At 39.0% G+C, this 24571-nt stretch carries 20 protein-coding genes; 7 read left to right on the top strand and 13 right to left on the bottom strand.

What is annotated here, in order from left to right:
- Positions 1–145 precede the first annotated feature (145 nt).
- From hutP to BLP77_RS01815, 3 genes are all read right to left on the bottom strand, one after another.
- The gene (hutP, locus tag BLP77_RS01825; protein WP_093855561.1) at positions 146–595 is read right to left on the bottom strand and encodes a histidine utilization transcription antiterminator HutP; all 450 of its coding nucleotides are present in this window, start codon (positions 593–595) and stop codon (positions 146–148) included.
- Positions 596–655: 60 nt separating this feature from the next.
- Positions 656–1189: an acyl-CoA thioesterase gene (locus tag BLP77_RS01820; RefSeq protein ID WP_176752940.1), complete on the bottom strand. Its 534-nt coding sequence runs from the start codon at positions 1187–1189 to the stop codon at positions 656–658.
- A gap of 116 nt (positions 1190–1305) precedes the next feature.
- Positions 1306–2889: a BCCT family transporter gene (locus BLP77_RS01815; protein ID WP_093855391.1), complete on the bottom strand. Its 1584-nt coding sequence runs from the start codon at positions 2887–2889 to the stop codon at positions 1306–1308.
- Between the two features lie 276 nt (positions 2890–3165).
- On the opposite strand from BLP77_RS01815, the gene BLP77_RS01810 reads away from it, so the two are divergent.
- Positions 3166–3645 (top strand): tetratricopeptide repeat protein, encoded by a 480-nt coding sequence (locus BLP77_RS01810; protein WP_093855390.1) that lies wholly within the window; start codon positions 3166–3168, stop codon positions 3643–3645.
- Between the two features lie 236 nt (positions 3646–3881).
- Here the strand turns inward: BLP77_RS01810 and BLP77_RS01805 are convergent, their stop codons facing one another.
- The 6 genes from BLP77_RS01805 to BLP77_RS01780 all read right to left on the bottom strand — a co-directional run bounded on the left by BLP77_RS01805 (position 3882) and on the right by BLP77_RS01780 (position 10302).
- Complete coding sequence (locus tag BLP77_RS01805; RefSeq protein ID WP_093855389.1) at positions 3882–4826, bottom strand: L-threonine 3-dehydrogenase; 945 nt, start codon at positions 4824–4826, stop codon at positions 3882–3884.
- 52 nt (positions 4827–4878) lie between these two features.
- A complete protein-coding gene (locus BLP77_RS01800; RefSeq protein WP_093855388.1) occupies positions 4879–6069 on the bottom strand; it encodes a glycine C-acetyltransferase in 1191 nt (396 codons plus the stop codon).
- Positions 6070–6418: 349 nt separating this feature from the next.
- A complete protein-coding gene (locus BLP77_RS01795; RefSeq protein WP_093855387.1) occupies positions 6419–7432 on the bottom strand; it encodes an ABC transporter ATP-binding protein in 1014 nt (337 codons plus the stop codon).
- Complete coding sequence (locus BLP77_RS01790; protein WP_093855386.1) at positions 7410–8432, bottom strand: ABC transporter ATP-binding protein; 1023 nt, start codon at positions 8430–8432, stop codon at positions 7410–7412. Before BLP77_RS01790 ends, BLP77_RS01795 begins: the two co-directional genes overlap by 23 nt.
- Positions 8433–8457: 25 nt before the next feature.
- Positions 8458–9378, bottom strand: a complete 921-nt coding sequence (locus BLP77_RS01785; protein WP_093855385.1) for an ABC transporter permease — start codon at positions 9376–9378, stop codon at positions 8458–8460.
- Positions 9379–9393: 15 nt separating this feature from the next.
- Positions 9394–10302, bottom strand: coding sequence for an ABC transporter permease (locus BLP77_RS01780; RefSeq protein WP_093855384.1), 909 nt, complete (start codon positions 10300–10302; stop codon positions 9394–9396).
- Positions 10303–10604: 302 nt separating this feature from the next.
- On the opposite strand from BLP77_RS01780, the gene BLP77_RS01775 reads away from it, so the two are divergent.
- The 3 genes from BLP77_RS01775 to BLP77_RS01765 all read left to right on the top strand — a co-directional run bounded on the left by BLP77_RS01775 (position 10605) and on the right by BLP77_RS01765 (position 15561).
- The gene (locus BLP77_RS01775; protein WP_093855383.1) at positions 10605–12257 is read left to right on the top strand and encodes a glutathione ABC transporter substrate-binding protein; all 1653 of its coding nucleotides are present in this window, start codon (positions 10605–10607) and stop codon (positions 12255–12257) included.
- 157 nt (positions 12258–12414) lie between these two features.
- Positions 12415–15021, top strand: a complete 2607-nt coding sequence (locus tag BLP77_RS01770; protein ID WP_093855382.1) for a thermonuclease family protein — start codon at positions 12415–12417, stop codon at positions 15019–15021.
- A gap of 105 nt (positions 15022–15126) precedes the next feature.
- A complete protein-coding gene (locus tag BLP77_RS01765; protein ID WP_093855381.1) occupies positions 15127–15561 on the top strand; it encodes a ferritin-like domain-containing protein in 435 nt (144 codons plus the stop codon).
- A gap of 45 nt (positions 15562–15606) precedes the next feature.
- Here BLP77_RS01765 and typA read toward each other — a convergent pair whose 3' ends face one another.
- From typA to BLP77_RS01750, 3 genes are all read right to left on the bottom strand, one after another.
- A complete protein-coding gene (gene typA / locus BLP77_RS01760; RefSeq protein WP_093855380.1) occupies positions 15607–17436 on the bottom strand; it encodes a translational GTPase TypA in 1830 nt (609 codons plus the stop codon).
- Between the two features lie 467 nt (positions 17437–17903).
- Positions 17904–18344 (bottom strand): hypothetical protein, encoded by a 441-nt coding sequence (locus BLP77_RS01755; RefSeq protein WP_093855379.1) that lies wholly within the window; start codon positions 18342–18344, stop codon positions 17904–17906.
- A gap of 10 nt (positions 18345–18354) precedes the next feature.
- A complete protein-coding gene (locus tag BLP77_RS01750) occupies positions 18355–18648 on the bottom strand; it encodes a HesB/YadR/YfhF family protein (RefSeq protein ID WP_093855378.1) in 294 nt (97 codons plus the stop codon).
- A 131-nt stretch (positions 18649–18779) separates the two neighbouring features.
- Here BLP77_RS01750 and rarD point away from each other — a divergent pair, with 131 nt between their 5' ends.
- Both rarD and megL read left to right on the top strand, forming a co-directional pair.
- Positions 18780–19667, top strand: coding sequence for an EamA family transporter RarD (gene rarD, locus BLP77_RS01745; RefSeq protein ID WP_093855377.1), 888 nt, complete (start codon positions 18780–18782; stop codon positions 19665–19667).
- Between the two features lie 112 nt (positions 19668–19779).
- Complete coding sequence (gene megL, locus BLP77_RS01740; RefSeq protein WP_093855376.1) at positions 19780–20988, top strand: methionine gamma-lyase; 1209 nt, start codon at positions 19780–19782, stop codon at positions 20986–20988.
- Positions 20989–21265: 277 nt separating this feature from the next.
- On the opposite strand, the gene BLP77_RS01735 is transcribed toward megL, so the two are convergent.
- Positions 21266–21703: a DUF6376 family protein gene (locus BLP77_RS01735; RefSeq protein ID WP_093855375.1), complete on the bottom strand. Its 438-nt coding sequence runs from the start codon at positions 21701–21703 to the stop codon at positions 21266–21268.
- 175 nt (positions 21704–21878) lie between these two features.
- Between BLP77_RS01735 and BLP77_RS01730 the strand changes: the two genes are divergently transcribed.
- The gene (locus tag BLP77_RS01730; protein WP_176752926.1) at positions 21879–24374 is read left to right on the top strand and encodes a sensor domain-containing protein; all 2496 of its coding nucleotides are present in this window, start codon (positions 21879–21881) and stop codon (positions 24372–24374) included.
- Positions 24375–24571 lie beyond the last annotated feature (197 nt).

Here is a 24571-nt window from a genome sequence, read left to right as displayed (position 1 = left end):
TAATCAACTTAAACAAAAAAATGTTGAACTTAAATAAAAATACTCTCAACTTAAATAATTCCAGAATTTTAGACAAAAAAAAGGCTAACTCTCAGTCTACTTCTGAGAATTAGCCCCCTCACCACTAGTAACTCTGGGCGATTTATTATATGTGATTAATGCCTAATCCCGTAGTCTCATGCTCCAGTCCTTTGATTGGAGCGCCAATTGTGCCGTAAAGTGCAACGGCAATCCATTCCCCTTCAGCTTTATTTTCATAAGGTCGACCACGAACAATACTGAATCGTAATCCAACCGTTCGCATGACATCACCGAGCATGATTTGCCCCCGCGTCACGCCTTCTAAAGCTTCCAGGATTGCATGGTATAACGCATGCATTTCTCGATAGAGTGTTTCATTAACTAATTCATTTCGTTTAGCAGCTGTTTCAATTGCTGAAACGACTTTTTGTAAATCCATCGAACCCGTTTTTCCTAAACAAAAGGAAAAACCAGATTCTTTCACGCGTGTGTCGGCTTCTTCTAACTCATGACTATTAGCTAACACTAAAAGAAGTGCGGATTTGCCGATACCCGCTTGCATTGGTTTATTCATTTGTAACACCAACAATTTCCTTCATACCTAAATTGTAATGCTTATATAGCCAATTGTCAATTATGCTTTTTGATTTGTTGTTGGATCCCACGGAAAATCTGCACCAAATTTATTAGCAAGCTCTTTTGAATCCTTTCGTCTGTTATTACGATATTCAGCTCGACTAGATGCTCCTTCATGAAGCCACTTTTCTTCTTTCGATTCTGGATAAACGGGTGGCACTTCAGTTGGTTTTCCATCATCATCGATGGCCACCATTGTTAGAAAGGCTGTTGTACAAACCTCTCTGTCCCCAGTCAATAGGTTTTCTGTTACAGCTTTTACGAAAACCTCCATGGATGTCCGATGTGTCCATGTGACATAAGCTTCAAGGCAAATCGTATTCCCTTCTTTTACAGGCGTTAAAAAGTCAACGGAATCAATCGACGCAGTTACAACCGGCATACGTGCATGTCTTGCTGCAGCGATTGCTCCAACATCATCAATATAAGCCATTAATCGACCACCAAATAAAGTTCCATGACTATTTGTATCTGGTGGCAGAACATGAGAATTTCTAACCGTTAATGAATTTACACATGGTTTCGCTTCCAAATGCTCACCTTCTTTTATTGCTTTTTTCTTATTATACCACGGATCATCATTGTTACCCATACCTGAAAAATACAATAAAGCCATGACGTTACGAAACGCCATGGCTTTCTAATTAATTAAATCTCGTCACGCTCTTCTTTTTTCTTTATACCTTGTTCAATCGCCAATTTGTTCGCAATTTTAACTGAATCCCAAACGGGTGGAAGTAGCAAGATTGATACAGGCACGGCTGAGACGACGATAAAGTTTTGCAACATGCCGATGCTACTATCATCCCCTCCACCTATCGATAATAACGCGACCGCCACAGCTCCAAAAATTAACGCCCAGAAAACACGAACATATTTACTTGGATCATCATTACCGGTAACGGCAACCGCAGAGGCATAGGCCATCGAGTCAGCTGTTGTTGCCACAAATATAATCGTGATAATGAGGAAACCAAAGGCAAACCAGCTACTCGCCGGCAATTGGTTTAAAATCGCCATCACCGCGGCTTCTTGACCAATATCATTTAGCGGACCGGAAATAATACCCGGTTCTCCCATTTCAAAGAATACACCAGATCCACCTAGTGTAGCGAACCAAAAGTTGCTCACAATTGGTGAAATAATCGCAACCGCTACGATTAATTCACGAATCGTCCGTCCACGTGAAATACGAGCGATGAAAATAGACATCATCGGCCCGAAACCGATAAACCAACCCCAGAAAAAGACGGTCCACCAGTTTAACCATTCTGTATCACCACGTGTTAGACTCATCATAATATAGTTTTGAATTTGAAACGCTTCGGCTGTTAAGAAGGCGTCTAAAACAAAAAGTGTCGGTCCAACAATTAAAATTAAAATCATGAGGATAACAGCGAATGCGACATTAAATCGACTTAACAGCTGAATCCCTTTGTCGACACCTGTAATGGCTGAAATCGTAGCAATGGTAATTAATATAACAATAAATGCAATTTGCATAAATAGTGTACTGGGAACACCAAAAATTTGTTCAAAAGCATACGCAGCTTGTAGACCTAAAAACCCTATTGCTCCAATAGTACCAGCAGCTACAGCTATAATCGATGTTACATCAGCCGCTAACCCAAAGAAATTATACCGCTTAAAAATTTTATCACCGAAGATGGGATAAAGAATCGTTCTTGGCTTTAAAGGCATGCCTTTATGATAATGGGCATACATTAAAACAATAGTCGCAACGGTCCCTAAAACCGCCCATGCCGAAAAACCCCAATGGAAAAAAGCTTGTGCTAATCCGGGAATAGCACGATCCCACTCACTTAAATTTTCGGCACTAAATAATGGTGGCGTCGTGATATAGTGTGACATTGGCTCACTTGCAGCCCAGAATACTCCACCACTCGCCAGTAAGGTCGTTAAAACCATCGCAATCCAGCGAAAGTTAGAAAATTGAGGCTCTTCCTTTTTCCCTAATTTGACTCGACCATAACGCGTAAACATTAAAATAAGTCCGACGATTAATGTTGCTAGCATCAGTAGCTGCCAGAATAAACCAAAGTATGTTGCTGAAAAATTAAAAGAGTTATTTACAACCTTTGTAGTAAACTCAGGCATTAAAAATGCTAGTAAAATGAATAAGACTAAAAAGCCACCGCTTATAAATAACGAGGTCTTTTGAACACCTTCCCCGAGATAGTCATCCGTTTGATACTTTTCCTTAATTTTCATTTTGTTCCTCCTATATTTTCAATACATACGTTAAAAATTGTATTTAAATGTCGAAAAATAGTCAAAATAGTATTTGGAACTATGTTAGAGAATTTATATCTATTCACTCGTCTTCTTATGTTAAGGATAAAATTTCTAATTAATTTAACGCTAAATAAAACATTTTGGATGATTTATAATTTTCTCCCTACGCAAAAAGCTTCATGTTTGTACGCTTTAGTTTGTCACGAACTATATTCCACTATACAATAATGAATGTAGCGAAAGGAGATTATTATGAATCTAAAAAAGTTACGACAAATACGACAAAACGGGCAGGTTGAAGAGGCAAGGGAATTAGCTTCATCCTATTTAGAAAATGACCCTGACCATCCTCAATTATTATTAGAAACAGCCTTTATTTATGACCAATCAGATATGGAACCTCAAGCGATTACATACTATAAACAAGCGTTGGAAAATGGGTTAGAAGATAATGATCGTCGCAATGCACTACTAAGTCTCGGAAGTAGCTATCGTGCAGTTGGCTTATATGAGAATGCGAGAGAAACTCTTGAGGTCGGTATGAGCGAATATCCAGATTACAATGCTTTTTATATCTTTTTTGCCATGACGTTATATAATTTAGGTGATTCAGACCTTGCGATGGAAATTTTAATGACCAAACTGCTGGAAACGACAGATGATGAATCCATTCAAGCATATAAAAAAGCCTTGGCCTTTTACGCAAGCCGATTGGACGAGGTGTTTAACTAAAGAACTGACAAATCGGAACTCGATTGATGACATTGAGCTATTTCAAAAAAATATCAGGTTACTTTGAGAACTATTTCATCAATTTCGAGAAAAAATCCAACAACATTAAGAACTTTTCCTTTAACATTGAGAACTTCTTATTCAATTTTGAGAACTACTCCTCTAACATTGAGAACTTCTCTATTAATATTAAGAAAAAGAAGGCGAATTTCTGTACGAAATTCGCCTTAACTTATTCACAATTTTTGTTTTAATTTTTCTAGCATGTCAGCTGTCATTCGATCGATATCATAAGAAGGGTTAAAGCCCCATTCCTCTTTAGCACAGCTCGCATCAATTGAGTCTGGCCAGCTATCAGCAATCTTTTGCCTGATTGAGTCCACTTCATATGATAGTTCAAATTCTGGTATGTGCTTTTGAATCGCTTTTTCAAAATCCTCAGGTGCTGCACTCATCGCGGTTACATTAAATGCATTTCGATGAACAAGCTTATCCCCGTCAGCTTCCATCAGCTGAATAATCGCTTGTATTGCGTCAGGCATGTACATCATATCCATATATGTACCCTGAGCAATGTAAGACGTATACTTCCGGTTTTTAATCGCTTCATAATAAATTTCAACTGCGTAATCCGTTGTGCCACCACCTGGTTCCGTCACATAAGAAATCAAGCCAGGAAAACGAACCCCACGTGTGTCAACACCAAAGCGTTGGTAGTAATAATCACACAATAGTTCTCCTGATACTTTATTGACACCATACATCGTCGAAGGTCGTTGGATCGTATCCTGAGGTGTGATTTGTTTCGGGGTCGTATGACCAAAAGCGCCAATCGAACTAGGCGTAAAGAATTGTAGTTCCAAAATCCGGGCTACTTCTAAAGCATTAACGAGACCACCCATATTGAGATCCCAGGCAAACTTTGGATTATTTTCAGCTTTTGCCGACAACAATGCTGCTAAATGCATAATGGTATCGACATTATATTTTTGTGCTAATTCATGCATTCGATCAGCATCGGTTACGTCTAATGTTTCGAATGGTCCACTCGTTACAACTGGACTATCCGTTTCACGAATATCGGTCGCTACAACGTTATCTGAGCCATATTCATCACGTAGTGCCATTGTCAGCTCAGATCCGATTTGACCGAGTGCACCTGTGATTAATATCTTTTTCATCGATGTTTCCTCCATTTCCCCTTTATTTTCAAACACGATGTAAGTTTGAAAATTATATCAGTCCCATTTCTTTACCGACTTTTTCATAGATGCTTAACGCTTCATCAAGCATGTCTTTTGTATGAGCTGCAGTCGGCATATTACGAACTCGACCGGATCCTTTAGGAACTGTAGGGAAAACAATGGCTTTCGCATAAACACCTTCTTCATACAAACGTTTGCTAAATTCTTGTGTCGCTTTAGCTTCACCAATAACACAAGGCGTAATAGGTGTTTCACTATCACCGATGTCAAAACCTAATTCTTTAAGGCCTTTTTTCAAGTAATCACCGTTTTCCCACATGCGGTCGTGAAGCTCAGTCGATTCCATCAAAAGGTCAATTGCTTGTGTACAAGCTGTCACATCAGCGGGTGATAATGACGTTGAGAATAGGAACGGACGAGAGCGAACCTTTAACCAATCGATTAGGTTCTGCTTACCTGCTACATATCCACCAACGACACCAATCGCTTTAGAAAGTGTCCCCATCTGGAAGTCGATGTCATTTTGTAAGCCAAAATGCTTAACCGTACCGGCACCTTTACCTAATACACCAGAACCGTGCGCATCGTCGACATACGTAATGAGATCAAACTCTTTAGCAATCTCAACAATCTCTGGTAGCTTAGCAATATCTCCATCCATGGAGAATACACCATCGGTAATCACCATAATTTTATTGTATTGACCTGATTCTTTTGCTTCTTTTGCCTTTTGATGTAAATCTTCCATATCGGAGTGATTATATCGTAAAATTTTTGCCTTCGATAAACGGCAGCCGTCAATAATTGATGCATGGTTTAGCTCATCTGATAAAATCGCATCATTTTTATCCATGACAGCTGAAATGGCAGCCATATTACAGTTAAATCCAGATTGATAGGCAATCGCTGCTTCTGTTCCTTTAAATTCAGAAATTTTTTCTTCTAATTTCACGTGAACATCAAGCGTTCCATTAATGGTACGGACAGCACCTGCCCCAACGCCATGAGAATCAACTGCATCCTTTGCGACTTCTTTCAAACGTTCGTCTGTTGCAAGACCTAAATAGTTGTTTGAGGATAAGTTGATTAGTTCTTTTCCGTCAATTGTAATCCTCGGTCCATTTGCTCCTTCGACAACATTGATTTCGTTGTATAGCCCTTGTTCTTTTAATTCTTTTAAATTTTCATCTAAAAATTGATTTAACGTTTCACTTGGCATTACGTTATTACCTCCTATAAATACGTTAAATATTCAAAACCCATTCTATGATAACATTTTTTACGAAAAGAAAGAACTTTAGCCATTAAAAATTAGATTGTCTTCGAAAGTATATTGTTATAACTTCGCAGTTGAAATACACCTCGCTTTCCACGGGCAACGCTTCAGCCTCCTCGTAAGCACAATTCACTTACTGTGGGGTCCTCAGCTGTTGCTTTTCCTGCAGGAGTCTTCGTGTATTTCAACTGCTTAAAAAGAGCAATTCCTTACAAATTTATCTATAAAAAGTAGTAATCTTTAGAAAATAGCCAATTTAAAAACCTAGCCCGTTTAAGAGCTAGGTTAAATATTAATAATTAGGTTTCATATCACCTGAAACAATTTTTTCAATATGGTGACAGGCAGCACGGTGTCCTTCTTCCATATGGTCCAAATTGCGTAATTCTGGAATATCCTGTTTACAAAGATCCGTCGCAAATGGACATCTTGTATGGAAGCGACAACCCGTCGGTGGGTCGATTGGTGAAGGAACATCACCTTTTAGCACGATTCGTTCTTTCTTATTTTCTGGATCTGGTGTTGGAATTGCAGAAAGTAACGCTTTTGTATAAGGGTGTTGCGGATTTTCGAATAATGATTTTTTATCAGCAATTTCTACCACTTTACCTAAATACATAACCGCAACACGATCAGAAATATGACGAACAACACCTAAATCGTGAGCAATAAATAAGAACGTTAAATTAAATTCACGTTGAAGCTTTTTCAATAAGTTTAAAACCTGTGCCTGGACGGACACGTCTAGTGCCGAAACAGCTTCGTCACAAACGATTAGCTTTGGTTCTACTGCCAAGGCGCGGGCAATACCAACACGTTGACGTTGCCCACCAGAGAATTCGTGTGGATAACGGTCGATTTGTTCGGCGTTTAGACCAACCGTTTCTAATAGTTCAATGGCACGCTCACGTCGTTTATTTTTTGGAACAACATTTTGAATTTCCATTGCTTCAGTTAAAATTTTGGCCACTGTTTGACGTGGGTTAAGTGATGCGTAAGGGTCCTGGAAAATAACCTGAATATCTTTACGACGATTACGCATTTCCCTTTTGCTAAGTGAGAGTAAATCTTCACCATCAAATTCAATCGTACCCTCAGTAGGGTCATCTAAGCGAAGAATAGCACGTCCAGTCGTTGATTTACCACAACCGGACTCCCCAACAACACTTAGCGTTTCACCTTCATATATTTCAAATGAAACGTCATCCACGGCTTTTACGTGGTTAACGGTTCTTCCAAAAAATCCACCTTTAATTGGAAAGTATTGTTTTAGATGATTAACTTTAAGAAGTTCTTTCTGGGCCATTGACTTTCACCTCCGGATCGCCGTCCCAACGCTCTGAATAAATCCAGCAGCGTACTTGGTTGTCGTCACTAACTTTATCTAATGATGGTAGCTCTTCATAGCACAAGTCTGTCGCGAATGGACACCTTGGTGCGAAACGGCAACCTTTTGGCATATCGTTGGGACTTGGAACATTTCCTCTAATTGGCTCTAATTCATCAACGTCAACATCATGACGTGGAATAGAGTTTAATAATCCAACTGTATATGGGTGTTTCGGTTCTTTGAATATCGTTTTAACATCGGCGTATTCAACGACTTTACCACCGTACATAACAGCAACATAATCACATGTCTCAGCTACAACACCCATATCGTGGGTAATCATAATAACCGACATGTCAAATCGATCCTGTAAATCATTAATTATTTCTAAAATTTGAGCCTGAATCGTAACGTCAAGTGCCGTTGTTGGCTCATCTGCGATTAATAATTCTGGATTACATGCAAGCGCCATTGCGATCATGACACGCTGTCGCATACCACCAGATAATTCGTGTGGATATTGCGTAATACGCTTTTTCGGTGATGGAATACCGACTAATTCTAGTAATTCCACACCTTTTTTCGTTCCCTGTTCTTTACCCAAACCTTGGTGAACCTTTAATGTTTCACGTATTTGTTGACCAACCGTATAAACAGGGTTAAGTGACGTCATAGGTTCCTGGAAAATCATTGAGATTTCATTACCACGAATGTCACGAATCTCACGGTCACTTGCTTTTGTTAAGTCTTTATCTTTGAAGTTAATTTCACCGCCAACAATCTTACCTGGGTGTTCTAGTAATCGTAAAATGGATAGAGCCGTAATACTTTTACCAGAACCGGATTCTCCAACTATACCAATCGTTTTACCTTTTGGTAGTTTGAAAGAAACCCCGTCAACGGCTTTAACTTCTACATCTTCTGTGAAAAAAGACGTTCTTAAGTCCTTTATATCAAGAATGATTTCTTCACTCATCATATTCACCTCTTTCATTGAAAGACTAGTCTAAATCAATACGTTTGTTTAAGAATTTATAAGATATATCGACTAATAAGTTTACAAGCACGAAGATAACAGCAATGACTAATACAGCTGCTTGAACAGTTGGGAAGTCTCTTGCCAAAATACGGTCAACGATTAATTTACCCATACCGTTAATGGCGAAAACAGATTCTGTTAAAACCGCACCAGCTAGTAAACTACCAAACTGTAAACCTACGACCGTTACAACTGGAATTAAAGCGTTCTTTAAGGCGTGTTTATAAATAACGAGCCTTTCACTTAAACCTTTAGCTCGAGCTGTACGAATATAATCCTGTGTAACGACATCTAACATACTGGAACGTGTCATACGAGCGATAACGGCCGCACCCATCGTTCCAAGTGTAATAACTGGTAGGACAATTTGTTCGGCTGATCCCCATCCGGTTGCTGGTAGCCAACCTAAATTAATAGAGAACCACTGCATTAACATTAGTCCTAACCAGAAGTTCGGCATCGATAGACCGAATAACGCGACTAACATAATGGATACGTCAGCCACAGAATACTGTCTAACAGCAGATATAATTCCAGCAATTAAGCCGAGGAAAATACTGAAAATCGTACTATAAACTGATAACTCAAATGTTACCCAAAACTTTGGCCATAGCTCTTCACTTACAGGTAAGCTTGTTCTCCACGAGTTACCAAAGTCTAATGTGACAACATCTTTTAGAAAGTTTCCATATTGCACTAAAATCGGATCATTTAACCCGAGTCGTTCTTCTATTTGTTCAACTGTGTCTTTTGGTGCACTCTCTCCGGCGATAATATGCGCGGGATTACCCGGAGATAGGTGCATTAATGAAAACACTAGAATCGTTACACCAAGTAATACTGGTATTAACTGTAATAAACGTCGAACTATAAATTGAAACATTGTTGCACCTACTTCCTATTTTTTCATTTTTGGATCTAAAGCATCGCGTAATCCATCACCGAATACGTTGAATGCAAGCAAGATAATCATAATACCTAGGCCTGGGAATAAGGCGATATGTCCTGCATCCCACATAAAGTCGCGTCCATTACTTAGGATCGCCCCAAGCTCTGGAGAAGGTGGCTGTGCCCCTAAACCAAGGAAGGACAGACCACTTGCAGATAATATGGCTGTCGCAACAAATAAACTTGCCTGTACAATAATTGGTGATAAGATGTTAGGAAAGATGTGTTTGAAAATAATCCGCGCATCTGAAGCACCTAAAGCCCGCATCGCGTCTATATATTCTAAGTTTTTCGTCGCAAGCGTTGAGCCCCTTACAATACGAGCAAATGTTGGAATTGCAAATATCGAAACGGCAATGACAACGTTTTGTAGACTCGCACCCAGAATACTAATTAAGGCTAAAGCTAATAAAATCCCCGGAAATGCCAATAGGACATCCATTAAACGCATAATAATCGAATCGACTCTTCCTCCATAATATCCTGAGATAATACCGACTAAGACCCCGACTATTCCACCTAATATAGTGGCGAAAAAGCCAATGCCTAGCGTGATACCTAATCCGTGAATGACCCTTGTAAATACGTCTCGACCATGATGGTCCGTTCCAAACCAATGTTCAGCAGATGGCCCCTGCAACTTAACCATATAGTCCGTGTCATGAACTGGATCATATACCGTAAAGAATGGACCAACAATAGCAATGATGATTAATGCAATGATTAAATAGCCTCCAATTAAGGCAGACTTATTTTTCTTCAATTTTTTATAAAAGTCTTTTGCTGATCTTTTAAATGGACTATCTACTTTTTTCTTTTTCTGTTCAGTAGATTGGTTGTTCGCTTGTTCAGCATTCATGTTGTTACCTCCCCCGTCTAACATAATATTGTAGTTTTTTAACAAAAATCAGAATATTTTTGCTTGTCAAAAAGGCATCAATCCAAGGAAACACTTACAATCTATCATACAATTTATCTATCAAATTTACAATAATGTTGTCGAAAATATGTCTGGTAATTCTTACAGATTAAATAGTATGAGTAATCATTAAGATAAACGTTCAAATTTTCTTGATATTTATCCTACTATCATATATATTATTAAGTGATTACAAAATACATGTGTAATCAAAACATAAAATTAAGGGGGCTATTCAACTTATGAAGTCTAACAAGATTTTATGGCTCGTTTCTCTATTAATGATGCTGTCATTAGTACTAGCAGCTTGTGCTGGTGATGGTAGCGGTGAGCCAGAAGAAGAATCAGATAATAATGAAGAAACTGGTTCTGAAGACACAGGTTCTGAAGAAGAATCAGAAAATGAAGGAGATAGTGGATCGGCAAGCGGTGGCGATTTAGTTATTGCAATCCCTTCTGATGTCGTATCCATGTCGACTCATGGTTCTAACGACGTTCCTTCTAGTAACGTTCAAGAGAACATCTACGAAACGCTTACTGACCTAGATGAGAACCAAGAAGTTGTTCCAGGTCTTGCTGAAGAATGGGAAGAAGTAGACGAAACAACTTGGGATTTCCACCTACGTGAAGGTGTTAAATTCCACGATGGCGCGGAATTAACTGCAGAAGTCGTTAAACAGAACTTTGATCGCTTAGTCGATGAAGAAATTGCTTCTCCACGTGCTTTCTTATTTGAAGCTGTAGAAAGCGTAGAAGTGGTGGATGACTACACGGTACGTATTAACTTGAAATATCCATATGCGCCACTATTAGCTAACCTTGCACATAGTGGTACAGCAATTATGAGTCCGAACATTATCGAAGAGGACTATGCTCAAATGGAAGAGGGTGGGGACGTTGATGCTTATATCAACCAAAACCCTGTAGGAACTGGTCCTTTCGTATATGAAAGTTGGGAACCAGGCGGTCAAGTTGTATTATCCCGTAATGAAAATTATTGGGGTGAACCAGCTAAATTAGATACCGTTACGTTCAAAGTTGTATCTGAGCAAAGTACACGTATCGCTGAATTAGAAACAGATGCTTCTCACGTGGCTGATGCTATTGGTCCAAACAACGTGTCACGTGTTGAAAACACTGAAGGCATGAGCGTACTTTCAAGCCCAAGTGTTTCATTATCTTATGTAAGCTTTAACGTAGAAAAAGAACCTTTCGATGATCCTAAAGTACGTCAAGCTATTTCAATGGCCGTTAATAAAGAAGAAATCATTCAAGGTATTTACAATGGCGCGGGGATTCCAGCGATTGGACCTTTAGCACCACCTGTATTCGGTTATGACGAATCTGTAAGTGGACTAGAATACGATCCTGAACGTGCTAAAGAACTGCTTGCTGAAGCAGGCTATGAAGATGGTTTCTCTACAACCATTTGGACGAACGATAACGAGCAGCGTGTTGATACAGCTGTTGCTATTCAAAACCAATTATCAGAAATCGGTATCGATGTTGAAATCGAAGAGCTTGAATGGGGTGCTTACCTAGAGCGTACAGCTAACGGTGAACACGACATGTTCATCCTAGGTTGGTCTACAGTAACATCTGATGCGGACTATGGAATGTATCCATTATTCCATTCGTCACAACACGGTTCACCAGGTAACCGTTCATTCTTATCAAACGATGAAATTGACTCTATTTTAGATGAAGCTCGTCGTGAAACTGATCCAGAAGCACGTAAAGAGCTATATTCACAAGCTCAAGAAATGTTAGTTGAGATCGCACCAATGATTTATATACACCACCAAGAATATCTTCTAGGTGTAGACGAAACTGTTCAAGACTTTGGTATTGATGCTCAAGGTATCTACCAAATCAAAGATGCATATATCGAATAATAATATATTCATCAAAAAACCGAGTGCTTGATGGCACTCGGTTTTTTGATGTTTATATGACTAAAGACTTATTTTTAAAATTTACTGAAAATTTACTTAAACCTCAGCTCATCTCTTATATAATGAACTTGTACATATTTTATATAAGGAGGATGACATGTTGAAAAAGAGTTTTTATTTCGTATTATTAACCCTCATTTTTATGCTATTAGGAATGACTCATCTGAGCGCTGACACCCATGATGACTTAATCATCTCAGAATACATCGAAGGAAGTAGCTATAATAAGGCAATTGAATTGTATAATGGGACAGGTGAGACGATTGATTTAGCTGATTATTCCATTGTTAGTTTTACGAATGGGGCATCACAAGAGCCTGGTGATGGTTATGCCAATGAACTCGATTTAGAAGGCGAGTTAGATCCCGGTGAGACATCTGTGATGGCACATAGCGACGCTGATCAGGCCATTCTAGACCACGCCGATGTATCCGGTAATTCGTTTGTTTACAACTTTAACGGCGACGACGCTATCGTTCTGTTTAAACACTATAACCCTGATACACGCCAAGGAGACGTCATCGATTCGATTGGAAAAGTTGGTGAGGATCCAGGAAACTATTGGGGCGATCAAGATAACAAAACTCAGGATATGACGTTAGTTCGTGATTTTTCCGTAACAACAGGTGATCGTGATGTAAATGACGATTATGACCCTTCTCTAGAGTGGATTGCTTTCTATAAAGATACTTTTGACTATATAGGCTCTCATGACGAAGTTGAGCCTCCATCAGATGATGTGGAAGAAGAATACTATCGAACCGTTGACCGCATCGTTGATGGCGATACGATTCATGTAAATGAACCGATTCTAGGAGAAACAACCATCCGTTTTCTAAATATGGACACCCCAGAAACCTACCACCGAGATGATTATGATGAAGACTTAATTACAGAGGATGCTAATCATTCGCAAAAATACCACGGTGAACAAGCTTCATCATATTTGGCATCTTTAATCCAACCAGGTGATGAAGTCATTATTAAAGTTGGTGAAGAGCCATTAGATGACTACGGGCGTGTACTCGCTGAAGTCATTAGAGAAGAAGATGGACTGAATACCAACTTAGAATTAGTGAGAGAAGGCTATGCATCAACTTACTTTATTTGGCCAATTGGACCAGATGAGACGTATCAAACATATCAAGATGCCGTTAGTGAAGCTAAGGATAACCAAAAAGGCATTTGGTCAGAGGATACACCACTTATGGAATTACCATTTGTGTTCCGTAACAGATATGATGACGATGAATTTCATCGTTTTGTCGCTAACTCTGAAACAGGCTATTATTATCAACCAGACGATTGGGCTGAAGTTCCCGTCGAGGTACGGATTTTCTTTGAGGACGAATTAACAGCCTTAAACGAAGGGTATGAGCCAGCCTTTGAACGGGATGAACCAGTTATTGCAGAGGTTCGAACAGCAGAGCTTGGTTCCAACGTTCTCATAGAAGGTACGGTCACCCATATCGTTGAAAGTGGCGGATTAACGAACTATTATGTTCAAGACCATACAGCTGGAATAGTCGTTCGTACAGGTGACCTTGACGCTAGTGTTGGGGATGAAATCCAAGCTGCGGGTGTTACCGAGGAATACTACGGCATGCTGCAAATTATCGCAAGTAGTGCTGAAGTACTAGCAGAGGATAGCACGCCAATTGAACCAACGTTTATTAGTTCTAATGAAATTGGTGAAGACCTTGAAGCTCAACTTGTTAAACTAGAAGACGTTGAAATTTTATCCGTCAATCAGCATGACGATTATCAAGCCCGCGATGCTGATGGTGAGTTTGTCATCGACAATGATGCAGGATTTTTAGAGGTCGGTGAAACCTATGATGAATTGATTGGTATTGTCGATTACAACTTTGACGAGTTTAAAGTCATGCCTCGTAGCGAAGACGATGTCATTGATGATCTTCCCATTCAATCGATTCAATCGGCACGTGAAGCTAGCTTGGATACACGCGTACACATTGAAGGTATTATTACCGCTGCCTTTTATGCCGGCGGAAAATATAATTACTATATTCAAGATGATACGGCTGGAATAGTCGTTCGTGCTAATGATTTCGGTACAGAAGTCGGAGACAAAGTAAGCACTATGGCGCGGATCGAAGACTACTTCGGTTTACTTCAGCTACAACCAAGTGATCAAAACGTAGAGCTAGTTGAGGAAAATGTGGGTGTCCCTGAAGCTCAGCTTATTACATCCGATGATATAGGTGAATCATTAGAAGGGCAACTCGTTACGATTAAAAACGTTACCGTAGAAGATGTTGATGGAAATCACAACTATCAGGCACATGATAGCGAAGGTTCATTTGTGATCGACTCTGACACAGATTTAGTTGATACAGGTCAAGCCTATGATGCCATCACGGGTGTTTTAACCTACAACTTTGATGAATATAAAATCATGCCTAGAGATGCTGACGACATTGTCGAACAAACCGAATTTGAATTTTCATCAGATTATATCGTTGACCTGGCTGACGAACTTGGTAACGAAGAAGCCTTAAACATTCTCGAACAAGAATTAACTGAAGTCATTCAGACAAATGGAAATACTGAGCAGCATATCCGTTCAGCTATCCATCATATTAACAAAGCGTTAGTTAAATACCAAAACAGCGGTAAAGATGTTTTCTTAAAGAAAATAGATCACGAAATCAACAAATTATTTAAGCGCCAAGTTTCTTAAATGGAAAGAACTCGCCATTAACGGCGGGTTCTTTTCTATGTTTAACTTATACAACTTGGGGAATACCATTATTAGAAGCATCTTATGAAAAGGGTGATAATGATAATGGATGAAAAAATGCAAACACTTATTGACGGACTCAATGAGGATTTAAGGAATGAATACGCAGCTGCAATCATGTATACGAACAATGCGGCTGTCGTTTCGGGCTTGTATCGTTCAACGTTAAAGCCTTTTTTCGAAGGTGAGATTTCAGACGAGCAAGGACACGCACTCTACTTAGCGGAAAAAATTAAATCATTAGGAGGAACACCCTCAACGGATGTTGCGCCTGTCCCACAAGAAACAGAAGTTAAAAAAATGCTAGAAGCTGCCAGGGATTCTGAAAAAGCAACGATCGAACGTTATGAAGAGCGTAAACAATTAGCTGAAGAACTACAGCTCACTGAATTGGCTAATAGGATGGATGATATGATCGCAGATGAAACCGAACATATGGAAGAACTCGACCGCCTTTTAATGGATCCACATTTTCAATAAGTTTTTCATGAAAAAATCCGTTGACTCAGCAACGGATTTTTCTCATTATGCTTTCTGTTTTCTCTTCTCGGCACGTTCACGTTCACCTTTATTTAAAATCTTCTTACGTAAACGAATCGACTCAGGGGTTACCTCACAATATTCATCATCATCTAAATACTCAATTGCTTCTTCTAAAGTTAATTGACGTGTCGACTTAATGGTTTGTGTATTGTCTTTATGTGCTGAGCGAACATTGGTTAATGCTTTTTCTTTCGTAATGTTAACCGTTAAATCGTTCTCTCGATTATGCTCACCGACAATCATACCTTCGTACACTTCTGTTCCAGGCTGTACAAAAATCAAACCGCGGTCTTCAAGTGCCAAAATACTGTAGTTAGTCGCTTTACCTTTTTCTTGTGATACTAAAACACCTTGGCGGCGACCACCAACTCGGCCACCTACAGTTGGTTCATAGGAGTCAAACGTATGATTAATAATACCAAAACCGTGTGTTTGGGTCATAAACTCTGTCGCATAACCAATTAAGCCACGAGATGGCACCTTAAATTCAAGACGAACTTGACCATTTCCCGAATTAACCATATCAAGCATTTCTCCCTTACGCTCACCAAGCGATTCCATAACAGCACCCTGGTACTCTTCTGGAACATCAACTTGAACACGCTCCATTGGTTCACACTTAACACCGTCGACTTCTTTAATAATAACCTGTGGCTTAGAAATTTGTAGTTCAAAGCCTTCACGGCGCATGTTTTCAATTAAAATAGATAAATGCAATTCTCCACGACCGGAAACAATCCACTCATCAGGGGATTCTGTCTCTTCTACGCGAAGACTAACGTCCGTTTCAAGTTGCGTCATCAAGCGTTCTTCAATTTGGCGAGCTGTCATATATTTACCTTCACGACCAGCAAATGGACTGTTATTGACGACAAACTTCATTTGTAGCGTTGGTTCATCAATACGCGGAATTGGTAGCGCATCCGGATTCTCTAAGTCACAAACCGTTTCACCAACGTTAATATCTTCCATCCCGGCAACGGCAACAATATCGCCTGCTTCCGCTTCTTGTATTTCAGTTCGTTTTAAACCGATAAAACCAAACAACTTTGTCACACGATATTTCTTCATACTACCGTCTTTTTTCATCAAGGCGACATGCTCACCCACTTTTATCCTTCCCCGATAAACACGACCGACACCAATACGACCGACATAATCATTATAATCAAGCATCGTAATTTGGAATTGAAGTGGTGCATCGACATCACGTTCTGGTTTTGGTACGTGATCTAAGATGATGTTGAAAACTGGCTCCATCGTTTCATTTTGTTTTTCAGGCTCTTCACCAGAAGTTCCGTTTATCGCTGAGGCATAAACAACTGGGAATTCAAGCTGATCATCATCAGCACCTAGCTCGATGAATAAATCCAGCACCTCATCAACTACCTCTTCCGGTCTTGCGTTCGGGCGGTCAACTTTATTTAACACAACAACTGGTTTTAGCTTATCTTCCAATGCTTTTTTCAACACAAAACGTGTTTGCGGCATGACACCTTCATAAGCATCGACGACAAGTAGAACACCATCTACCATTTTCATAATACGTTCCACTTCACCACCAAAATCGGCGTGTCCTGGTGTATCTAAAATATTGATCCGCGTATCATGATAATTGATGGCTGTATTTTTCGCTAAAATCGTAATCCCGCGCTCTTTTTCTATATCATTTGAATCCATGGCACGTTCATCGACGTTTTCATTTTCGCGAAACGTTCCTGAATAATGTAACAACTGATCGACTAACGTTGTTTTTCCGTGGTCAACATGGGCGATAATCGCGATGTTGCGAATGTCTTTATTCTCTTGCATAAAAACTCTCCTATTCTGTATGCAAAGAAAAATATACGAGTATTTTTCCTTTAAGGATTCGTTGATGTAACCGAATACTAACTCAACCTTTATATTATAACAAAAACATATCGATATACCTACATCCATTGTGAAAAAATTGGCTTTCAAAATACTTTTAGTCATCCTATACTGAAAAATCCCTCCCCATAACGGAAAATGGGAAGGGAATTGTTTTTTCTATCGGTGTATATATAGGCACTATCGGTGTTTTTTGAATTTCTATCGGTGTATTTCGGAATTCTACCGGTGTTTTTTGAATTTCTATCGGTGTATTTCAGAATTCTATTGGGGTTTTTGACTATTTACCTAGCTAGTCTAAAATTGGTATAGTCGTTAACAAAAATGTCTATGAAAACCGGGCAAGGGAACAGTTCGATTGCTTTACTCCACAATCACCACATGATGATAAATGTAGGATTCATGATTTAGGTCATCTCATCTAGAATTGGATACACCGCTTCGACACCTTTTTCTGCGATGGTACAGGCTATTCCCAATGGTGTCTCCCAAAATGAGTCTGGGATCACAGGATTTTTCATTGCCGCAGCTTGAAAAAGCGATTGATAAATTCGATTTAAGTGTTCTTCCGTTGTACGTCGATCACGTTCTTTTTCACCCCGCGCCATTAAAAACAAATAGCGCATCGACTGAAAAATATTATCGCCTGGCATAAACGTAAACTCTTTAAACAATCGTAACTGCTTTTCTGATCGTTCTGATAAGGCCTGGTTAATCGCCAAATCATCCAAACGTTCATATAATTGACGATTTAACATTTTGAACACACGTCGTTTTTCATCCTGCATCACGTCATCCGTATATACCGTTTTTAAAAAATCAAAGGCTTCCTCCCTTGTCCAAGCCATCGATATCCCCCTACTCATTTATTGGCTCATTTGAATAAGCAACCTCGCCACCTTTTAAGCCGATATATAGGTCTTGGTCCTTGAAAAACCAGACATCCTTCTCATCAATTTGAAATGAAATATTCTGCTTCTCCGTCTCAACTGTCGGTTTATTGGCGCGGCTTAAGTCCATCGCAACGGAAAAACCATCCTGAAACACACTTGTTCCACCATACTTAGGATAAAACCGGACGACATCTCCCTCGTCTAAATCCATTTCATCCATGAACCATTCAATTGCTTGATCTTCAATATGAATATTCAAATTAAAAGCCCTCCTGTCTATTTTCATCTTATCGAAATTTTTATTTAAACGACAACGATAAGCCTATTAATTGCAAAATCTTATAAGCTATAATAAAATTCAGAAATCATATACAGAAAGAAGAGATAAACATGACAGAAGAACGAATCGGAACCCTCTATGCTATGGGTGCTTATATTCTTTGGGGATTTCTGCCGCTTTATTGGAAGCTAGCTGAGCATATTTCATCTTGGGAAATTTTAGCTCATCGTGTCATATGGTCTTTTGTTTTTATGATTGTACTCATTATCGTCATTCGGCGCTGGAGACTATTTATTAACGAGTGGCGCAAGATTATCTCTGATAAGAAAAAATTCTTTGGTATCGCCGCTGCTGGTATTATTATAAGTTTAAATTGGGTACTTTTTATATGGGCTGTCAATAATGATCATGTCTTAGACGCTAGCTTAGGCTATTACATAAACCCACTTATTAGTATCTTTTTTGGTTTTATCTTTTTAAAAGAACGTTTTTCAAAGTTACAATGGATTGCGATTGCGTTCGCTTTCGCGGGTGTGTTTTATATGACCTGGAATTTTGGATCCGTTCCTTGGGCGGCTTTAGGTTTGGCGATCTCCTTTGCGATTTATGGATTAATTAAAAAAGTTGTCGATCTTAATGCCATTTTCGGATTAGCAATCGAAACCTTAATCGTGATACCGATTGCATTAGTTTATATTGTGTACCTTGATGTGATTGATGTTGGCTCATTAAGCTTTTCACTTGATGGACTCATTCTAATCGGTACAGGCGTAGCAACCGCTGTTCCACTCCTATTATTCGGTCAGGGTGCCAAACGCATTCCATTATCCCTTGTCGGGTTTTTACAATATTTTGCCCCAACGATTATGCTATTACTAGGTGTCTTCCTATTTAACGAAGCCTTTACATCGGTCCACGCCATCACGTTTATCTTAATATGGATTGGCTTAATTTTATATTCGTATGAACGAATACGGTCACATCGAAAAGTGGGATAATCATTATTCCACTTTTTTCTCCCTCAAAAAGAAAGCGCTTTCAACTTTTATGTTACAATATTGGTAATCAGATAAATTTTGCTTGTTAATTACAAAAGGGAGGGCATTATCGATGAAGGAAAGACGCTTTGAAACCGAAGTTGTACACGTTGGCTACGACTCAAAAGAACACTTAGGAAGTCTATCATCACCAATCTTTCAAACTTCAACGTTCACGTTTGAATCAGCTGAACAAGGGGAAAAACGATTCGCTGGTGAAGAAGCAGGCTTCGTTTACAGCCGTTTAGGCAACCCGACAGTCAGTACACTGCAGGACAGAATCGCGGCCCTGGAAAATGGAGAAGCAGCGCTTGGCTTTTCATCAGGAATGGCTGCTGTTTCTGCGACACTCATTGCGTTAACAAAAGCTCATGATCATATTTTATGCTCCCAAGGACTTTACGGGTGCACATTTGGTTTATTATCGATGATGGAAGATAAGTATGATATTCAATCAGACTATATCTCAATGGAAAGTGAAGAACAAATTCGTGAAACCATTCGACCTGAAACAAGCTGTATTTATGTCGAAACACCGATCAATCCAACGATGAAAGTTATAGACCTTGAAATGGTTGCGCGTGTTGCCAAAGAATACGAAATACCAGTTGTTGTCGATAATACTTTTTCGAGCCCATACTTACAACGACCACTCGATCTAGGCTGTGACATCGTAATTCACAGTGCTACTAAATACATCGGTGGACACGGTGATGTCGTTGCGGGTCTATTAATTGGAAAAGAAGAATTTATCTCTGAAGTGGCCATGACTACTCAAAAAGACGTCGGTGGCGTCATGTCGCCTTTTGATGCTTGGTTACTTTTAAGAGGGTTAAAAACATTACCCATTCGCATGGAACGTCACTCCGAAACCGCAGAAAAAGTCGTAGAACAGCTTAAGGCACATCCTAAAGTTACTCAAGTTTATTACCCATTTGACCCTGACAATCCTGACTACCATATTGCGAAAAAACAAATGCGTCTTGGCGCAGGTGTGATTTCATTTGAAATTCGTGGTGGTAAAAAAGAGGCACAGGAATTCTTAAATCGACTATCATTCTTAAAGATTGCAGTAAGCCTTGGTGATGCTGAAACCATCATTCAACACCCAGCGACGATGACACACGCAGTGGTTCCAGAAGATCGTCGTGAAAAAATGGGTATTTCCAACACATTAATCCGAATGTCCTGTGGCTTAGAAGCCTGGGAGGATATTTGGAGTGATTTAGAACAAAGCTTAAACCATATCAACGTTGCAGAAACGACTATGACTCAAGATTAATGTGGTTGGGGCAAAAATATCTAGAGGGTGATGAAAGGCGAACAATATCATCTAATATAATTAAAAATGAACGGAGTCAAAATGCGTAGACGCCTGCGGGAACAGCACGAGTCTCGAGACCCCGCAGGCAGCGCTTTTCTGCCGAGGAGGCTCGAGCCGTGCCCGCGGCAAGCGAAGCATTTTGACGTAGTGAATAACATCTGAACTCATTCATGAATAATTGAATCTAGTTCGGATTTTATGTTTTTAATAAAGTTTTATCTCAGCCCCTTTTATCCTAATTCATGAATTGATCAACTTGATCTTTGTATTCATTTAACTTTTGCAATGATTGAACAATCTCTAAATCTTGAAATGCATTTGGATCAAACTCACCTTGATCTATTTGACTATTCGCCTCATCGATCGCTTGTAAAATTTGATCGTTCTGATTTTCTATCTGACCGTGCACACCTTCAGCAATACTTGGTGGCTCTATCTCATTAAATGATTCCGCTTCAGCTTCAATATCATCCATAATCCCTTTTAACTGTTCTAAGTCTTCAGTCGTTAATTGATCCTGGTTTAAATAACCTGAGACATCATTTTGAAACCCGATCATCGTTTCAATATATTGTGTTGTTTTTTTGCCATAATCCACTGTTTGATTAACCTCTTCTATTAACCCACAACCTGATAACAATAAGACACTTAATACTATAGAAACTATTCGCATCACTCTACTCCTTTTCTATTGATCCTTTCTATACTATTATAACGCTTTCTACTCTATTCTAGTATTAAATTACCTTTACAAACCATTCGACAAATATAGGCATAAAATCATGAATATGTTATACTAAAATAAGTATATTTGACTAGGATAAATAGACTAAAAAAAGATGTGGGGTATGTATATGACCGGAATGGATTTAACGGTTCAATCAGCGCTAAGCTTAACCCACCACGACTATTCACACCTACAGATTTATCAAGATATTTTTGCAAACTTTCCCGATGGAATTGTGACGATAGACCGGCATGGTCATATCATAGATTATAATCATCAATTTTTACATATGCTCAATTACGATGAATCCGATTTATATCGAAGACAAATAGATCAGTTTGTGGCACAAGATTATCGTCAAGAAATAAAAGACTACTTTGACAATGTTCTAACTGGACATACTATCAACCATTACACAAAATTTTTACACCAAACTGGCTTCGAGCTACCGGTAAAAGTGACCAGTACACCAGTTATACAAAATCAACATGTGATTGGTTTTTATACGATTGTCCATGACCTCATAGAGACAGAACGTCATTTACAAGAGATTTCAGATATTAAAGAGAAATTAATTTCCACTCAAACAGTTGCGGATATTGGTAGCTGGGAGATTAATGTTGATACATACGGTGTTTACTGGTCTGATCAAATTTATAAGATTTATGATCGTGAAGAGTGGAAAGAAGAACCCTTAGACCTTGGGAAAATCTATAACATGACACACCCTGATGATCACGATCAGCTAAAGAATGCCTTTGACTCAGCTTTAATCCATGGGACAAGCTTTCAAATGGATTATAAAATTGTGACGAAGCAAAACGACGTACGCATTCTTCATGCACGTGCTGATGGCATTTTCGACGATAACAACAAGTTAACGCGCTTAGTCGGCATTGTCCAAGACGTTACAAAGCTGCGTGATATGGAAGTAAGCCTCGAGGCTAATCAAGACCGTTTACAAAAAATATATGATTCATTAGACATGATCGTCTGTTCCTTTAACCTTGATAACAAGCGTCTCGACTATGTGTCTAAAGGTATTGAACGCATGATTAATGTCAAACGTGAACATGTCTACCGTGATGATTTTAATTGGGCGTCATTTATTCACCCAGCTGATTTGAAGAAGTTTTCACTAAATCGAAGACGGGTATTGCGCGGGGACAAAGTAAAGCATGATTACCGCATTATTTCGCGTAACTCTCAAATTAAATGGGTGGAAGAACAAGCGATTCCGATTTTTGATGAAAACGGTAAAGTTACACAGGTCGACGGCATTTTAGTCGATTTTACTGACCGCAAGCTTTACGAACAACAGATGGAGTTCATCGCTAACCACGACCATTTAACCGGTCTAAAAAACCGCCGCAACTTCGAACAATTTATCCAAAAGCTCATTTTAAATCATAAACGACAACCGTTTTGGATCATTTATTTAGACCTAGATAATTTTAAATCGATTAACGACTCACTTGGGCATGATATCGGCGATAAAGTCTTAGTCATGAGTTCGACTAAGATAGAAAATATTGTTGAAGACCGCGGGATATCCGCTCGTTTAAACGGCGATGAATTTATAATTGCCATTAATAAACTCCATCAAGGTGAAACCATCGATGATATCGCATCAAGACTCAAAGAATCTTTACAACGTAAAATGATGATTGATGAATACCAGCTTCAGGTAACGTCAAGTATCGGGATCAGTCGCTATCCAGATCATGGGTCATCTTTAAACGAACTATTAAATAATGCCGATCGTGCGGTCTATTTCGTTAAAGACACTGGTAAAAACGCGTGGCAAATATACGAATATAGCGTCGATCAAGAGGTTTATAATGATTTTCAGCTCGAACAAGAATTAAACTTTACGATTGAAAATGATCAGTTGGAGCTATACCTTCAGCCAATTATTGAAGGCTCCCATTCAAATATTAGACTGGCTGAAGCACTAGTACGCTGGAAACATCCGGTTCATGGTTATATTCCACCAAACGTGTTTATTCCGATAGCTGAACGGTCTGGTTTCATCCATCAAATCGATCATTTTGTTTTACAGAAAACATGTGAAACGATCCAACAATGGCGGGAAAAATACAATATTAAACTAAGTGTCACAAACAATGTATCGCCTAAACGCTTTTTAAGACAATCGTTTAAAAGTAATGTAGTTGAAACGCTTAAGCACTTTCAAATCAATGCGAATCATATTATATTTGAGATAACGGAGACCACATTAATTCACGACCCAGATATCGTCACTAAAACGATTGAAGAATTTAGAAAAATAGGCATCCGTTTCGCCCTTGATGATTTTGGGACAGGCTATTCGTCGATTGCTCACTTAAGTTTATTCAATATTGATTTTCTTAAAATTGACCGCCAGTTTATTCAAAACATTCATGAGAACCAACGTAATCAAGCAATTCTTAAAGGGATTATCAACTTTACAAATGAACTTGAAATCCCAATCATTGCTGAGGGGATCGAAACGAAACATGAACTTGAGTACTTAAAGCAATTAAACTGTCACTATTTCCAAGGCTATTATTTTGCAAAACCAAGCAACTTAACGATTTTCCAAAAATTATTAAAGCAAACGTTTACGGTCTAAGGTGAGTGGGTGTTTCCTCTCACCTTTTTTATGGTGTGATTGAGTGAGTACTCTGAAACCCCAGTGGGCACGATTAAAACCCCAATGCTCTATCCTAATTCCCCAAAGAACCACTGTGAGTGCCCCATAACAACCGATGATTCCCCTATGATCAACGATAATTCCCCAATAAAACTGATTTTTTGCCCAATGAGGAA

Source organism: Tenuibacillus multivorans (genome assembly GCF_900103915.1).
Taxonomy (GTDB): domain Bacteria; phylum Bacillota; class Bacilli; order Bacillales; family Alkalibacillaceae; genus Tenuibacillus; species Tenuibacillus multivorans.
Note: the sequence above shows the minus strand (reverse complement) of the source record. Positions and strands in the feature narration are given on the sequence as shown.

Excerpts from the sequence above, each read along its gene's own strand:
- BLP77_RS01755 (WP_093855379.1), bottom strand. The coding sequence starts at position 18,344 with ATGGCTTGGACAAGGGAGGAAGCCTTTGATTTTTTAAAAACGGTATAT.
- BLP77_RS01730 (WP_176752926.1), top strand. The coding sequence starts at position 21,879 with ATGTATATGACCGGAATGGATTTAACGGTTCAATCAGCGCTAAGCTTA.
- BLP77_RS01800 (WP_093855388.1), bottom strand. The coding sequence starts at position 6,069 with ATGCCAAGTGAAACGTTAAATCAATTTTTAGATGAAAATTTAAAAGAA.
- BLP77_RS01765 (WP_093855381.1), top strand. The coding sequence starts at position 15,127 with ATGGATGAAAAAATGCAAACACTTATTGACGGACTCAATGAGGATTTA.
- BLP77_RS01775 (WP_093855383.1), top strand. The coding sequence starts at position 10,605 with ATGAAGTCTAACAAGATTTTATGGCTCGTTTCTCTATTAATGATGCTG.
- BLP77_RS01790 (WP_093855386.1), bottom strand. The coding sequence starts at position 8,432 with ATGAGTGAAGAAATCATTCTTGATATAAAGGACTTAAGAACGTCTTTT.
- BLP77_RS01815 (WP_093855391.1), bottom strand. The coding sequence starts at position 2,889 with ATGAAAATTAAGGAAAAGTATCAAACGGATGACTATCTCGGGGAAGGT.
- BLP77_RS01735 (WP_093855375.1), bottom strand. The coding sequence starts at position 21,703 with ATGCGAATAGTTTCTATAGTATTAAGTGTCTTATTGTTATCAGGTTGT.
- typA (WP_093855380.1), bottom strand. The coding sequence starts at position 17,436 with ATGCAAGAGAATAAAGACATTCGCAACATCGCGATTATCGCCCATGTT.
- BLP77_RS01770 (WP_093855382.1), top strand. The coding sequence starts at position 12,415 with ATGTTGAAAAAGAGTTTTTATTTCGTATTATTAACCCTCATTTTTATG.
- hutP (WP_093855561.1), bottom strand. The coding sequence starts at position 595 with ATGAATAAACCAATGCAAGCGGGTATCGGCAAATCCGCACTTCTTTTA.
- BLP77_RS01785 (WP_093855385.1), bottom strand. The coding sequence starts at position 9,378 with ATGTTTCAATTTATAGTTCGACGTTTATTACAGTTAATACCAGTATTA.
- rarD (WP_093855377.1), top strand. The coding sequence starts at position 18,780 with ATGACAGAAGAACGAATCGGAACCCTCTATGCTATGGGTGCTTATATT.
- BLP77_RS01810 (WP_093855390.1), top strand. The coding sequence starts at position 3,166 with ATGAATCTAAAAAAGTTACGACAAATACGACAAAACGGGCAGGTTGAA.
- megL (WP_093855376.1), top strand. The coding sequence starts at position 19,780 with ATGAAGGAAAGACGCTTTGAAACCGAAGTTGTACACGTTGGCTACGAC.
- BLP77_RS01780 (WP_093855384.1), bottom strand. The coding sequence starts at position 10,302 with ATGAATGCTGAACAAGCGAACAACCAATCTACTGAACAGAAAAAGAAA.
- BLP77_RS01805 (WP_093855389.1), bottom strand. The coding sequence starts at position 4,826 with ATGAAAAAGATATTAATCACAGGTGCACTCGGTCAAATCGGATCTGAG.
- BLP77_RS01795 (WP_093855387.1), bottom strand. The coding sequence starts at position 7,432 with ATGGCCCAGAAAGAACTTCTTAAAGTTAATCATCTAAAACAATACTTT.